Raw genomic sequence first — 15,138 nt, 5'->3', positions numbered from 1 at the left:
GCAGATCCAGTGCGGCCGAAACGTCAACCAGCACCTGGGAATTGAGCGCGTTGAGCGCCTTGGGCCGGTTCAGCGTGATCACCGCGACGCGGCCGGTGCGCTCCAGGAGAATGGTCTCGAAATCCGGTCCGCCGTTCTGCACGGATTCGTCCTGCGAAGTCATCTCGTGTTCCTCTCCCGATCGAGTCCGGACATCGGTGACCATAGCGGAGTGGTCCCCGATCGCCTCGGCATGGTTGACATTCGGTGCGTTCAGCGCTCGTCGCGCGGTGCGGCCGAACCCAATTCGTGTGCACCCAGTTCGCGGAAATATGCCTCGACCTCGGCATCGGTGACCTCGGCGAGCGTGGCCGGGGACCAGTGCGGATCGCGGTCCTTGTCGATGACCTGCGCCCGGATCCCCTCCACCAGGTCGTGTGTGCCCAATGCGGCGATCGACACCCGGTACTCCCGGTTCAACGACTGCTCGAGATTCGCGTCCGCGCGGGCCTCGCGCAGCGCACGCAAGGTGACCTTCAGCGCCACAGGCGATTTCGCGAGGATATCGGCGGCGGCGCGGGCCGCCTCGGCGCGTCCGTCGTTCTGCAACCGGGACACGATCTCCTCGACGGTGTCCGCACCGTAGCAGGAATCGATCCAGCCCCGATTCTCGACGAAGACCGAAACCGGCGCGGGCTGAGCGAATTTGGCGATGGCGATATCGGCCTCGGCGGTGCACAACGCATCGAGCAGCGCCGGAATCTGTTCCGAGGGCACGAAATAGTCGGCGAATCCGGCGGCGATCGCATCCCCGGCGCTCATCCGCGCGGTGGTCAGCGCGACGTGTGTGCCGATCTCGCCGGGCGCATGTGAGAGCAGATGGGTGCCGCCCACGTCCGGGACGAATCCGATACCGGTCTCGGGCATGCCGACCAGGGAACGTTCGGTCACCACGCGGTGCCCGGCGTGCCCGGACAGGCCGACGCCGCCGCCCATCACGATGCCGTCCATGATCGCCACATACGGCTTGGGATACCGGCCGATCAGCGCGTTGAGGATGTATTCGTCCCGCCAGAACCGCCCGCTGGGCGAATCGGCCCCTGCCGTGTCGCCGTTCTCCACGGCGTTCTTCGCGTCGCGGTGGATGGCGACGATATCGCCGCCCGCACACAATCCGCGTTCGCCCGCACCGGTGAGCACCACGGTCCGCACCCGCTCGTCATCCACCCAGGCGCGCAGGGCGTCGAGGATGACCAGCGCCATCGGATGGTTGAGCGCGTTGATGGCCCTGGGCCGGTTGAGCGTGATCAGGCCGAGCCCGTCACGCACCTCGATCAGAACCTCGGGCTCGCTCATACTGTGTCCTTTCCGGCCGTTCCTGCCGCCGGGCCAACTACTAGCGTTGCGCCCCCCGCCACAGTACAGTTACTTTGACGTCCTACTATCGGGACATCAAATTATTCGACGGGCCTCTTCTGATGGAGGATGTCATGGCCGACCTGCACAATCCGGTACATCCGGTTCGTTTCGTGACCTCCGCGGCCCTGTTCGACGGGCACGACGCTGCGATAAATATCATGCGGCGGATCCTGCAGTCGCAGGGCGCGGAAGTCATCCACCTGGGGCACAACCGTGCCGTGCGCGAGGTGGTCGACGCGGTGCTCACCGAGGATGCGCAGGGCGTCGCGATCAGCTCGTACCAGGGCGGACACGTCGAATACTTCGAATACCTCGCCACCGCGCTGCGCGAGGCGGGCGCCGGGCACGTGCGGATCTTCGGCGGTGGCGGCGGCGTCATCGTGGATCAGGAGATCAACCGCCTCGCCGAGGCCGGGGTGCGGATCTTCTCCCCCGAGGACGGACAGCGACTCGGCCTGCCGGGCATGATCAACGAACTCGTGCACGACTGCGATGTGGATCTGTCCCTCGAACCCGCCGACATCGAGGCCGTCCTGGCCGGTGAGCGCAAGGCGCTCGCACGCACCATCACCTGCCTGCAGCAGGACGCGCTGCCCGAGGCCGACCTCGCGGCGCTGCGAGCCGCGGCAGTCGGCCGGAACGTTCCGGTACTGGGCATCACCGGCACCGGCGGATCCGGCAAGTCCTCGCTCACCGACGAACTCGTGCGGCGGCTGCGCTCGGATCAGCAGGACAAGCTCCGAGTGGCGATCCTGGCCGTGGACCCGACCCGCCGGCGCGGCGGCGGCGCCCTGCTCGGCGACCGGATCCGGATGAACTCGCTGGACGGCGATCACATCTACTTCCGTTCGCTGGCCACCCGCGGCGCGCACGAACTGCCGGTCAACACCGACGCCATGATCCTGGCCTGCAAGGCGGCCGGATACGACCTGGTCATCCTGGAGACGCCGGGCATCGGCCAGGGCGATGCGGCCGTGATCGATCACGTCGACCTCTCGCTGTACGTGATGACGCCGGAATTCGGCGCGGCCTCACAGCTGGAGAAGATCGACATGCTCGATTTCGCGGATGTGGTGGCCATCAACAAGTTCGAGCGTCGCGGTGCGGCCGATGCGCTGCGGGACGTGTCGCGGCAGCTGATCCGCAACCGGGAGGCGTTCACCAGCACGCCGGACGATATGCCGGTCTTCGGTACCAGTGCGGCCACCTTCAACGACGACGGCGTCACCGCGCTGTACCAGCATCTGGCCGCGCGCCTGGCCGAGTCGGGACTACCGCTCGCCGAAGGCGTGCTGCCGCGCGTGGACACCCGCGCCTCGACTCGTTTCGCGCAGATCATCCCGCCCGCGCGAGTGCGGTATCTGGCCGAGATCGCCGACACGGTCCGCTCGTACCACGCCGACACCGCGGCGCAGATCGTTGCCGCGCAACGTGTTCAGCGATTCGAGCAGGTACTCGAGGAGATTTCGGGACTGGTCGGGAACGCCGGGACGAGCGACGGCGAGTCCGCTGTGCTCACCCTGCTGGAGTCCGCCCGCGCCGAGCTGCACTCCGATAGCGCTGCGCTGCTGAAGAATTGGCCCGCGCTGGCCGAGTCGTACCGCGGCGAGGAACAGGTCGTGCACATCCGCGATCGTGAGCTGCGCACCACACTGCGACGGAAGTCGTTGTCCGGCAGTTCGATTCCCCGTGTCGCGCTGCCGCGGTTCACCGATCACGGTGAGCTGCTGCGATTCCTGCGTTCGGAGAATCTGCCCGGCCGCTTCCCGTTCACCGCCGGGGTGTTCCCGTTCAAGCGGGACAACGAGGATCCCGCGCGTATGTTCGCCGGTGAGGGCGATCCGTTCCGGACCAACCGCCGATTCAAGGTGCTCTCGGAACATTCCGATGCCAAACGCCTGTCCACGGCCTTCGATTCGGTGACCCTCTACGGCCACGACCCGGCCGAACGGCCCGACATCTACGGAAAGGTCGGCACCTCTGGGGTTTCCATCGCGACGCTGGACGATATGAAGGCGCTCTACGACGGCTTCGATCTCACCGCGCCGACGACCTCGGTGTCGATGACCATCAACGGGCCCGCACCGACCATTCTCGCGTTCTTCCTGAACACCGCGATCGATCAAGCGCTGGAACGCTTCTCCGCAGCCGAGGGCCGCGCACCCGACGCGCAGGAGACCGCGGACATCCGGGCCCGGACCCTGGCCACCGTACGCGGCACCGTGCAGGCCGACATCCTCAAGGAGGATCAGGGCCAGAACACCTGCATCTTCTCCACCGAGTTCAGCCTGCGCATGATGGCCGACATCCAGGAATGGTTCGTGCGCAACGATGTTCGCAACTTCTACTCGGTCTCGATCTCCGGGTACCACATCGCCGAGGCCGGTGCGAATCCGATCAGTCAGCTGGCCTTCACGCTGTCCAACGGATTCACCTATGTCGAGGCGTATCTCGCGCGCGGCATGGACATCGACGACTTCGCGCCGAACCTGTCCTTCTTCTTCTCCAACGGCATGGATCCGGAGTATTCGGTGATCGGCCGGGTGGCGCGGCGGATCTGGGCGGTCACCATGCGTGACAAGTACGGCGCGAACGAACGCTCGCAGAAGCTCAAGTACCACGTGCAGACCTCCGGACGGTCGCTGCACGCACAGGAGATGAGCTTCAACGACATTCGCACCACGCTGCAGGCGCTGATCGCGCTCTACGACAACTGCAACAGCCTGCACACCAACGCCTACGACGAGGCGGTCACCACGCCGACCGAGGATTCGGTGCGCCGCGCCCTGGCCATCCAGTTGATCATCAACCGGGAGTGGGGCCTGTCGATGAACGAGAACCCGCTGCAGGGCAGTTTCATCATCGACGAGCTGACCGATCTGGTCGAGGAGGCGGTGCTGCAGGAGTTCGAGCGCATCTCCGAACGCGGCGGCGTCCTGGGCGCGATGGAGACCGGCTACCAGCGCGGTCGCATCCAGGACGAGTCCATGCTGTACGAGCAGCGCAAACACGACGGTTCGCTGCCGATCATCGGGGTGAACACGTTCCGCAACCCGCACGGCGAGGAGCATCGCGAACTCGAACTGGCGCGCGGCACCGAGGCGGAGAAGCAGTCCCAGCTGCACCGCACCCGCGAGTACCAGACCGACCACCGCGATGCCGCCCACGACGCCCTGGCCCGCCTCGACGCCGCCGCCCGCACCGACGAGAACGTCTTCGAGGTCCTCATGGACGCCGCCCGCGTCTGCACCCTCCAGCAGATCACCGACGCCTTCTTCACCGTCGGCGGGCAGTACCGCCGCAACGTCTAGGTCGTCCGGCATGCATGCACACCGTGCATGCATGCCGCTCAGGCTCGGGTCAGTTGGTCGGACAGGCGCGCTCGCGCGCTGACCAGGGAAGGGCCGTACCAGGTGAGGTCGCGGCCGGAGACCAGGGCTACCGGGATGTCCGGGAAGGCTTCGGGGCCGTCGGTTTCGGTGAAGACGTAGGGTTCGTCGGGGAGTACGGCGAGGTCCACGCCGGACAGCAGTTCGGTGGTGGACACCTTCGGATAGCGGTCGGGGCGGTCGGCGTGCACCAGCCGCAAGCCGAGGCGGTGCGCCAGATCGCCGGTGAAGGTGTCGCGGCCCACCACCATCCACGGGTCACGCCAGATCGGGATCACGGCGTTGCGCGCGGGCTCCGGCGGCGGTGCGGCCCAAGCGGATTCGGCTTCGGACAGCCAGTCCGGGCGTTCGACGCCGAGCGCCGCGGTGAAGAGGCGGCCCATCGACTCGAATGCCTCGTCGACCGTGCGAATCCTGGTGACCCACACCGTGATTCCCGCATCGCGCAGCCGGTCCACGTCGATACGGCGATTCTCCTCCTGATTGCAGATCACCAGATCCGGCGCCAGCTCGGCGATCCGCCGCACATGCGGATTCTTGGTCCCCCGCACCCGCTCCACCGCCAGTTCCCGGGGATGCGTGCACCAGTCGGTGGCCGCCACGAGCATTCCCGGACAGCTCAGGGCGATCGCTTCGGTCAGCGACGGGACCAGCGATACGACCCGGCCCACCGGGCGGGCGATCGGCACCGGTGTCCCGAGATCGTCGACCGGCTCGGCATCGGACATGTTTCCAGCCTAGTTCCCCGCCGGAGAACACGGACATTCCCGCGGCGGGACCGGGCGTGACCAGGTCAACGGTCCAAGGTGCCGTAGAGGGTGTCGAGGTCGCGCAGGCCCGATTCGGCGGTCTGTTCGTCCTCGGCGGTCATGCGCAGGGCCTGGCGGAGCGGAATCGGGTCCAAATCGTCCACGACGGGGTGGAATTCGGGTTCGGGGAGACTCGGGAGGGTGAGGTTCTCGCCGTAGAGGTCGTCGGAAACCGTTGGGCCGCTGTCATTCTGAACGCCGCCGATCAGGGTGTCCAAGTCCAGGCCGCGCAACGTGAGCATGACCGACGGTTCCTCGTCCAGGCGTTCGGCGATGATGTAGCAGACCGCGGCCACATGTTTACAGGGCCAGCCGTCGTCCGGGCAGCTGCAGGCGAAGTCCAGTTCGGCGGCGGTGGCGGGCAGTAACAGGGGACCGAGTGCCTTCGGCAGTGCACCCGAGGCCAACTGGGCGAGCATGCCGGGAGTGGCGCGGACCAGATCGATCAACTCGTCGAGACGTTCGTCGCGCAGCGTGCGCAGGGTCAGCGCGGCGGAGAACGGGCGCGGCTGACTGCCCTGCACCTCCGCGGCCACCGCACCGGGTTCGATGTGGTAGTTCACCACCTGACCGGCTCGCGCGTAGGTGCGCCCGCGAGTCAGCCGTCCGGCATCGGCGACCTGCTCGACCGCCTCGATGAACGACCTCCCCCACCAGGTGCGCGCGAACGAACCTCTGCGGCTGCGTGATTCGACTCCTCCGCGCACCGGTCGGCGTTTGCCGTATCGGTCGTAGTCGATGAACGGACTCATCCCCGCACCTCCCCCGCGACGTGGCAGCTCATTCGCCGACCGCCTCGGAACCCAGGGCGAACAGCGCGCCGATCTCCTCGGTGCTCAGTTCGGTGATCCAGTTCTCGCCCGCGCCGACGGTCAGATTCGCCAATTCCCGCTTGCCGCTGATCATATCGTCGATGCGTTCCTCGATGGTGTCGACGCAGACCAACTTGCGCACCTGCACATCGCGCCGCTGACCGATCCGAAACGCCCGATCGGTGGCCTGGTTCTCCACCGCCGGATTCCACCAACGGTCCAGATGTACAACATGATTGGCGGCAGTGAGATTGAGCCCGGTACCACCGGCCTTGAGCGACAACAACATCAGCGGCGGACCGTCCGCGCCCTGGAACCGCTCCACCATCGTATCGCGTCGCTTCTTGGACACCCCGCCGTGCAGGAACGGGATCTGCGTGCCGAACCGCTCGTCCAGATACGGTCCGATCAGATCGCCGAATTCGCGAAACTGGGTGAACAGCAATGCCTTCTCGCCGTCGGCCAGCACCGATTCCAGGACGTCCTCGACCAGGCCCAGCTTGCCGGACCGGTGGCGGCCGCGGCGCAGCACACCCGATCCGTCGCCCAGGAAATGGGCGGGGTGATTGCACACCTGCTTGAGCCTGGTCAGCGCGCCGAGTACCGCACCCCGACGCGACATCCCCTGTGCGTCCTTCAGTTTCGCCACCATATCGTCCACCACGGCCTGATACAGGGCGGCCTGTTCCACGGTCAGATTGGCGCGCACCGTCATCTCGATCTTCTCGGGCAGATCGGAGATCACGGCCGGATCCGTCTTCACGCGCCGCAGCACGAAAGGCGCTGTAACCGTGCGCAATCGGGTGATCGCGTTCTCGTCGCGCTCACGCTCGATGGGGATCGCGAATCTCGCGTGGAACTGGGATGCCTTGCCCAGCAGGGCCGGCGCCGCGAAATCGAGAATCGAGCGCAACTCCTCGAGCCGGTTCTCCACCGGAGTTCCGGTCAGCGCCAGGCGATGCGGGGCGGGCAGCGCTCGCGCGGCCCGCGCCTGCCGAGTGTTGGCGTTCTTGATGTGCTGCGCCTCGTCCAGGGTGATCCGCCGCCAGGGCTGCCGCTTCAACTCCTCGAAATCGCGGGCGAGCAACGCGTAGGTGGTGATCACCAGATCCGAATCCGCCACGGCGGCACCGAGTTCGGCACCCGAACGGCGCGCCGTGCCGTGGTGCACCAGAACCCGCAGGCCCGGGGCGAAGCGCTCGGTCTCGCGCTGCCAGTTGCCGACCACCGACATCGGGCATACCAGCAGTGTCGGCCCCGGCTCGGAATCCGCTGCCGCGCTTTCCCTTTCGTGCACCAGTAGGGCCAGGACCTGCACCGTCTTGCCCAGGCCCATATCGTCGGCGAGGATGGCGCCGCAGCCGAGCCGATTCATCGTCGCCAGCCAGGACAGGCCGCGCAGCTGATACGGCCGCAGCTGCGCCTTCAGCCCCGAGGGCGGCTCGACCGGATCCGCCGAGCGAGTCGCCTCGAACAGTTCGGCCACCCAGCCGTTCGCCGTGACGTCCTCGATCGGCACGTTGCGGACCTCGGAGGCAGCGATCTCGGCCAGCAGCGCGGTGAGCGATCCGACCTGTTCATCGGTGCGGCCGTCCAGGTACATCGCCGCCGCGGCGAGCATCCGATGGTCGGCCTGCACCCACTGACCGCGCAGCCGCACCAGATCGGATTTCGACTGCACCAGCCGGGACATCTCCCCCGGGGTGAGCACGATATCGCCGAGCGCCAACTCCCAGCGGTAGGCGACCAATCCGCTCAGACCGACCTCGGTCTCGGTGGCCGCGGGGCTCTGCACCCGCAGGCGCATACTCGGGGCGGCGATGCGCCAGGCCCGCGGCAACAGCAGATGCACTCCCGCGGAACGCAATTCGTGCGCGCCGTGGGCGACGAGGTCCTGCACGACCGCGGTCGGCAGCAGGAAATCCATCCCGCGCGGATCGCGCGGCAACTCCCGCAACATCGGATACGCCTGGATCGCCGCGGTCACCCGGTCACCCGCGATCCGCACCAGCGCGGGATCGCCGAGGATCGGAACAGGCTGCGGCGCTTCACCTTCCATGCGGAGGCAGACCTCGAGCCGCCACAGCGCGTCGACGGTTGCCGTGTCCTGCTGCGGATCATCGTCCGGTTCGAGCAGGCGCAGCACCAGTTCCGGTTCGCCGGTGGTCAGGCTGGTTCGCCACTGGTCGAGCGCATCGGCCACCCGGTGTGAGCCGGAATCGAGCGGGGTATCGGCGATCAGCGCGGTCAGCAGTGGATGGGCGGGGTGTCGATGCGAGCCGATGGCCGCGACGTCCAGGTGCATCCGGGCGATCGGATCGGTCAGCTCGGCGACGAGGTCCTCCAGCAACGCCGCCGGACGTCCGGCCACCCGCAGCGCGGGCGGCATCGCCGCGGCCAGCTCGGCCAGCCAGGCTCGCTGCCGCTGCCCGCCGACCAACCGCCACCGCACCCACCACTCACCGTCGTCGCGACGGACCTCCGGCACGATCCGACCCGCTCGCACCCAACGTTCGACACCATGCGTCACGTGCGCGAGAAACCGCAGATCACCCGCCACAACGGCGGGCGGCAACCGCTGCAACAACACCTGCGCGGCCATCGGCGGTGCGAGCGCATGCCCGCGCACCTCCGACTCCTGCGGCCCTTCTGCCCCCGTGACCAGGACCTGAGCCCGATGCCGGAACCGCGCCGCCTGCACCACCCCGCCCAGCGGATCGGGCAGAGTCACCATGTCGATCGCGGACACCGCATCGGCCTCGGGATGGCGCCACAGCACCAGCCCCGACCCGGGTGTCCACAATCCGTGCAGCATCCAACCATCCAACCAGGTGGCACCGACAACTCGACACGGCATCGGATCGCCGCAGGTGACGCAGGTCTACTCCACGATGCCACGGCCCATCTTCGCCGGGCAGGCAGCCTGCTGTGTCCGGACAGATATGACGCAACCGGCTACTGCGAGCAGAACTGCGCCGCAGGACCGAATGGCCCTGCGGCGCAGAAGTTTCGAACTCGAATATTGGATCCGGGTCAGACCGCGCTGCCGATGGCGGCACCGGCGACACCGCCGAGCGCACCGCCGACGACGGCGGCGGGAATGCCCACTACCGCAGCACCGGCCGCAGCACCGATCGCCGCACCGCCAATGGTCCCGATCGGGACGGACGCACCCACGGATGGAACCGCCAACGTCGCGCCTCCAGCAGTACCGATTACACCGCCGATCACGCCGCCCACGACACCACCGGCCACCGCGGCGGGCACACCGGCCGCCGTGGCGCCCAGGGCCGCACCGGCCAGCGCGCCTGCGGCGACCTTGTCCGAGCGGCTGGGGTTGATGCCGACCGAATTCAGGTTCGTGGAGAGGTTGGCCTCGGCCTGTGCGGCGGTGACGTTGACGTTGTCGAGCACGTCATTGGGCACCGAATCCGGGACCGGGGAGGTGAAGTTGCCCAGGCGCAGCGTCCGCGGCGGCGGAGCGATCGGCTTGACCGGCTTGACCGCGGTGGGCGCGTGCAGCTGGGTCCAGTTGACGGCCGGAGCGGGCTCGTTCTCGTCCTGCGGGATGGGCCGGAAGTCCGGCGGGACGACGTACGGCGCGGGCACGGCCGGGGTGACACCGGGCTGCACGGTGACGTTCGGGCTGACACCCGGCTGCACGGTGTGCGGGGTATACAGGCTGTCGGACCAGGACGGCGTCACGCCGGGTTGCGGGGTGCTCGACGGTCCCGCCTGCGGCTGCGGGCCCTGCTCGTGGCTGGACGGCGGAGTGACCGCTGTACCGGGCGAAGTCGGCTGAGTCGGCTCCTGGGTCGGCGCGTTCTCGGTGGTGGAGGTCGATGCGGCAGTGGACGATTGCCCCGCCTGATGGGTCGTGCTGGAGCAACCGACAACCAGGGCGAGCGGAATCGCGCCCACCGCAGGCAACATCACCCGCCGTGCTGCCGTGCCGAACTTACGATGCCGACCTGCCACGTGAACACTCACCTCATCAGTTTCCGGAAACATCAGCCCCCCGTGACCCCTAGTCACGTGTGCACGCAGGATCGTAACTACCGAATAACGTTGTCACGAAACCATTGTGATCAGGAGCACACTACCGGACGTCCACGACGAATAGATTGATTCTCCCGAACAGCCCTGCCTACCAGTACAATTGCGCCCCATATATTCCGACGGCAGTCAGACACGCCGAAATTCGCGCCGCGCCGAAATTCGGCCCCCGACCCCTTCTGGTCAACGCGTCCGCACACCATCCGGATACGGCCGCAAGACTTTTCCGCGCATACATGCTCAGTTCCACAGAGCTGTAGCCCATCTCGGCGAACACATCGGTCCGCAGGTATACGACCCCGCAGAGGCCCGGTCAAAGCCGAAAGATCTTCGCACCAGTCCCATTTCACATTCCCGCGGCCGGTATTTCCTTCTTCTGCATGGCATGTTGAGCCGTCCGGATTCGTGAAATACCTGCCGCGAGACCGATCTCCGGGGTAGACCGACCGCGACTCGCGCCTCGCTGAAACCTGTCGGTGCCACCGTGTAGAAGTTGTGCCGTGCATTCGAACAGGGGCGGATGGGGGTGGGCACTGGCGGCGCCGGTCGTCGCGGTGCTGGTGGCTGCTGTAGTGCTGGTGGGGCCGGGTCTGTTCACCACGTCGTCGCCCGCGCCGGGCAGTCCCACGCGCGCCCAGCTCGAACGGTTGCTGGCCGTGGTGCGGGTGCTGCCACAGCGGCCGCATCCGGGCGGATACGAGCGCGGCTGCGCGGCCGGGCAGGGCTGTGTATTCGGTACGGCCTGGGCCGACGGGTCCGGCGGCTGCGATTCACGCAATGCCGTGCTCGGCAAGCAGCTCAGCGCCGTGCGGTTCCGCACGAGCACCGAGAAGTGCGTGGTTTCCGCGGGCACCCTGCACGATCCCTATACGGGCAGAGATATCGCCTTCGACAGATCCCACGCCCGCACGGTGCAGATCGACCACATCTATCCGCTGGCCGCCGCCTGGGATATGGGCGCATCGGATTGGCCACTGCCACAACGCATCCGCTTCGCCAACGACATCCAATTCAACCTGCTCGCCGTCGACGGCCGGACCAACCAGGACAAGGGCGACCGCACCCCCGCCGACTGGCTACCGCCCGCCCTCGCCTACCGCTGCTACTACGCGGGCCGCTACCTCACCACCGCGGTCCGCTACACCCTCCCCATCACCGCACAGGACCGCGATGCCCTGTCCCGCCTGGCCGAGGGCTGCCCATGACGCGACCGAAGGCGAATCGATGCGGTGGTGAACCCGTTCGCTCAGTCCGTGGCGACGGGGCGTTGCGGATCGCTGGACCACTGGGACCACGATCCCGGGTAGAGGGTGGCCTCGATACCCGCCGCGGCGAGGGCGGCGATCTGATGTGCGGCGGTGACGCCCGAACCACAGTAGACCGCCACCGGACCCGTGCCGAGCCCGGCGAACCGGGCGCGCAGCTGATCGGGGCTCTTGAAAGTGCCTTCAGGGGTGAGGTTCTCGGCGGTGGGGGCGCTCACCGCGCCCGGAATGTGCCCGGCACGCGGATCGACCGGTTCCACCTCACCGCGGTACCGCTCGCCCGCGCGGGCATCGAGCAGCAGACCCTCCCAGGTCGCCGCGCCGTCCGCATCGATGACCGGCAGAGCGCCCCCGGTCAGCACCACATCACCGGGAGCGGGATCGGATTCGCTGCCGGTGGCGATCGCACCACCGGACTGCTCCCACGCCGGGAGGCCGCCGTCGAGAATCCGCACGTCGTCCATGCCCGCCCAGCGCAGCAGCCACCAGGCGCGCGCGGCGGCCATACCGCCGGTGGCGTCGTAGACGACGACCGGTTCATCGGTGCGCAGACCCCAGCTCCGGGCGCATTTCTGCAGACGCGCGACCTCGGGCAGCGGATGACGGCCGCGTGCCGGAGAGGGCGGCGCGGCCAATTCGGTCTCCAGATCCACGAACACCGCGCCGGTGATGTGACCGTCCAGGTAGTGCTGCGGCCCGTCCGGGTCACCCAGCGCCCAGCGCACATCGAGCACATGCGTGCCGGTCGCGGTGTCGCCCAGCTGTTTCCGAAGGTCCTCCGCCGAGATCAATACCGAGGCCAAGCCGACTCCTCTGTCACATCTGTACCCCCGGGACGCGAACGGCTCTCAGCCTACGGCAGGACGTTCCCCGGTGGGTCGGCGTGGCGAATCGCCCGTGCGGCGTGCCGAGAGCACCCCGCGCACCAGCAGCCCGGCCACCAGCGCCCAGAAAGCCGCGCCGATGCCGAATACGGCGAACCCCGACGCCGCCACCAGGAAGGTCACCGCACCCTCGATCCGATGCTCGGCCGAGCCGAGGGCCGCGGTCAGCGCGGTGGCGAGCGTTGCGATGAGCGCAAGTCCCGCAACGGTTTCCAACACACCCTTCGGCGCGGCGGCGACCAGGACGACCAGTGCGCCCGAGAGCAGCGCCAACACCAGATAGGCGCAGCCGACGGTGAACACCGCGATCCAGCGCCGCCGCGGATTCGGATGCGCGGACGGCGCGGCCGACAGCGCCGCACTGATCGCGGCCAGATTGATCGCGTGCGCCCCCGCCGGTGCGCCGATCACGGTGCCGATTCCGGTCACGGCCATCGCCGACCGCCACGGCACCCGGAAACCGAAGGACTCCATGATGGCCACGCCCGGGATGTTCTGCGCGGCCATCGTCACGATATACAGCGGTATCGCGATACCGATCACGGCCGGCCAACTCCAGTGCGGCACGGTCAATTCCAGCCTCGGCGCCATCGCCGCGAGATCCAGGCGCCGATGTTCGACCGCGATATCGATACCGGCGCCGATCGCGGCGACCGCGAATGCCGCGAGCACGGCCCAGCGCGGGGCGAACCGCTGCAACAGCAGCCAGACCACGATCACCGGGACCACGATCGCCGGACTGGCCGTCAGCGCGTGCATCGGGGCCAGGCACAGCGGCATCAGCACTCCGGCGAGCATGGCCTGCGCGATCTCGGCGGGAATGGCCGCGATCAACCGACCCAGCCGCTGCCAGAATCCGGTCAGCACGATCAACACACCCACCACCGCGAACGCGCCCACCGCCGCGGGCCAGCCACCGGAGACCGCACCGGTTCCCGCCAGCAGTGCCGCACCCGGCGTCGACCAGGCCAGCGCGATCGGCATCCGATACCGGCGACTCAGCACCAGCATCCCCACCGCCTGCGTCAGACAGATCGCCAGCAGACCCGACGCCGCCTGCGCCGGCGTTGCACCCACCTTGGTCAATCCCGCGAGCACCACGGCGAACGTGCTGGTGAAACCCACCAACGCGGCGACGATCCCGGCGCTGACCGGCTGCCAGATCCCCGGATCAGCAGTGCCGCCGTCCTGCGGCAACGCCTCCTCCGAGCCGCCGGAACCGCCCTCGTCGACCAGCATCGGCGATTCGGTTTCCCGCTCCCGCTCGTCCACACCGCTCAGCGTGGCGACGCCATGCGGCGAATCCGCATCGCGCGCAGCAACAACACCGTCCCTAGAAGCGGAGGTGTCCCTCGTCCGCGTCCGGTCCGGGTCGGCGGTTCCGGGGTCGCCCGAGCCGGGCCCGACGGACGGATCGGACTGCGTGGTGAATCGACCGGACCGCGGAGCGGGATCACTGGTCTGCGGTTCGGTAGAGGCCATTGGGCCATCGTCCCCGGTCGCGATCGGTTCGGTCAGCGGCCAATCGTGCGAAAGTGGACCGAATTCGGTCAGGTGTTCATTACGTCACTGGTGCAATGTGGCCTGGTAACGCCGCATCCCGGACAACCAGCGGTCGTAGTCGGCGCTCTTGTGCCGGTACATCTCCAGCACCTGGGCGTGCGGCAGGATCAGGAAACGTTCGTGGGCGACACCGGCGAGCACATCACTCGCCACCTGTTCGGGGGTGAGCACCTCACCTGCGGAGACGACCGCGCGGATCGCCTCCTCGTTGGCCGCGGCCTCGGTGAAATCCTCGTTGCCCGCGCGCAGCAGATCGGTGTCCACGCCCATCGGGCAGATACAGCTGACGCGAATTCCCTTGTCCCCGTACGTAATATTGAGCCACTCCGCGAAGCCGACCGCCGCATGCTTGGTGACCGCATACGGCGCGGACCCGATCTGGGTGAGCAGTCCGGCCGCCGAGGCGGTGGCGACGAAATATCCGCTCCCCCGCTCCACCCATCCCGGAATCAGGATCTGCGCGGCCCGCACGTGCGCCATCACGTTGACTTCCATTGCCGCGGACCACTGTTCGTCGCCACCGTCCAGCCCCCGCGCACCGAAGATCCCCGCATTCGCGAAATACAGATCCACCGGACCGAATTCCGCTTCGGCCCGCGCCACCAGTCCTCGAATCACTTCCGAATCGGTGACATCCCCGACCACCGACACCGCCCGCTCCGCCAACTCCGCGGCAATCCCGGCCACCGCCTCGCCCAGATCGGCCAGCACCACACTCGCACCGGCCCCCACCAGCGCCCGAGCCAATGCCGCCCCGATCCCCGCCCCGGCCCCCGTAACGATCGCCACCTTGCCCGAAACATCCATATCCCGCACCCTAACCCCGCCCCGATCCCCTCAGGCCGGAACACTCGCACCGACGCACGCACCCCGCATGCACGTCGCCCAGTTCTGCTCCCGCCATGCCGGAACACTCACCGAGGCGCACGCACCGCACACACGCCACCCGCTTCGCCCCGTCA

The 15,138-nt window shown here is 67.9% G+C and carries 10 protein-coding genes; 2 read left to right on the top strand and 8 right to left on the bottom strand.

Features of this window, described 5'->3' with window-relative positions; genetic code table 11:
• Positions 1–252: 252 nt before the first annotated feature.
• Positions 253–1,335 carry an enoyl-CoA hydratase/isomerase family protein gene (locus tag ON40_RS06690; protein WP_040819679.1) on the bottom strand — a complete coding sequence of 361 codons (1,083 nt, stop codon included), beginning with the start codon at positions 1,333–1,335 and terminating at the stop codon, positions 253–255.
• Between the two features lie 134 nt (positions 1,336–1,469).
• Between ON40_RS06690 and icmF the strand changes: the two genes are divergently transcribed.
• Entirely contained in the window at positions 1,470–4,709 is a 3,240-nt protein-coding gene (icmF, locus tag ON40_RS06685) for a fused isobutyryl-CoA mutase/GTPase IcmF (RefSeq protein ID WP_040819705.1), read from the top strand.
• Positions 4,710–4,747: 38 nt separating this feature from the next.
• Here the strand turns inward: icmF and ON40_RS06680 are convergent, their stop codons facing one another.
• The 4 genes from ON40_RS06680 to ON40_RS06665 form a co-directional block, all read right to left on the bottom strand.
• Positions 4,748–5,515, bottom strand: a complete 768-nt coding sequence (locus tag ON40_RS06680; RefSeq protein WP_040819678.1) for a helical backbone metal receptor — start codon at positions 5,513–5,515, stop codon at positions 4,748–4,750.
• 65 nt (positions 5,516–5,580) lie between these two features.
• Positions 5,581–6,348 carry an SWIM zinc finger family protein gene (locus ON40_RS06675; protein WP_040819677.1) on the bottom strand — a complete coding sequence of 256 codons (768 nt, stop codon included), beginning with the start codon at positions 6,346–6,348 and terminating at the stop codon, positions 5,581–5,583.
• A 28-nt stretch (positions 6,349–6,376) separates the two neighbouring features.
• Complete coding sequence (locus tag ON40_RS06670) at positions 6,377–9,223, bottom strand: DEAD/DEAH box helicase (RefSeq protein WP_040819676.1); 2,847 nt, start codon at positions 9,221–9,223, stop codon at positions 6,377–6,379.
• A gap of 218 nt (positions 9,224–9,441) precedes the next feature.
• On the bottom strand, positions 9,442–10,386 hold the full coding sequence (locus ON40_RS06665) for a hypothetical protein (protein WP_245567694.1): 945 nt from the start codon (positions 10,384–10,386) through the stop codon (positions 9,442–9,444).
• A 578-nt stretch (positions 10,387–10,964) separates the two neighbouring features.
• On the opposite strand from ON40_RS06665, the gene ON40_RS06660 reads away from it, so the two are divergent.
• Complete coding sequence (locus ON40_RS06660) at positions 10,965–11,669, top strand: HNH endonuclease family protein (protein ID WP_373281858.1); 705 nt, start codon at positions 10,965–10,967, stop codon at positions 11,667–11,669.
• A gap of 41 nt (positions 11,670–11,710) precedes the next feature.
• Here ON40_RS06660 and ON40_RS06655 read toward each other — a convergent pair whose 3' ends face one another.
• The 3 genes from ON40_RS06655 to ON40_RS06645 form a co-directional block, all read right to left on the bottom strand.
• Positions 11,711–12,517, bottom strand: coding sequence for a sulfurtransferase (locus ON40_RS06655; protein ID WP_245567695.1), 807 nt, complete (start codon positions 12,515–12,517; stop codon positions 11,711–11,713).
• 60 nt (positions 12,518–12,577) lie between these two features.
• Positions 12,578–14,095 carry a benzoate/H(+) symporter BenE family transporter gene (locus ON40_RS06650; protein WP_245567693.1) on the bottom strand — a complete coding sequence of 506 codons (1,518 nt, stop codon included), beginning with the start codon at positions 14,093–14,095 and terminating at the stop codon, positions 12,578–12,580.
• Between the two features lie 84 nt (positions 14,096–14,179).
• Entirely contained in the window at positions 14,180–14,983 is an 804-nt protein-coding gene (locus ON40_RS06645) for an SDR family oxidoreductase (protein WP_040819673.1), read from the bottom strand.
• Positions 14,984–15,138 lie beyond the last annotated feature (155 nt).

This window comes from Nocardia jiangxiensis NBRC 101359 (assembly GCF_000308615.1).
GTDB classification, from domain to species: Bacteria; Actinomycetota; Actinomycetes; order Mycobacteriales; family Mycobacteriaceae; genus Nocardia; species Nocardia jiangxiensis.
The sequence above is the reverse complement of the archived record's forward strand: the minus strand, read 5'-3'. Positions and strand labels throughout refer to the sequence as shown.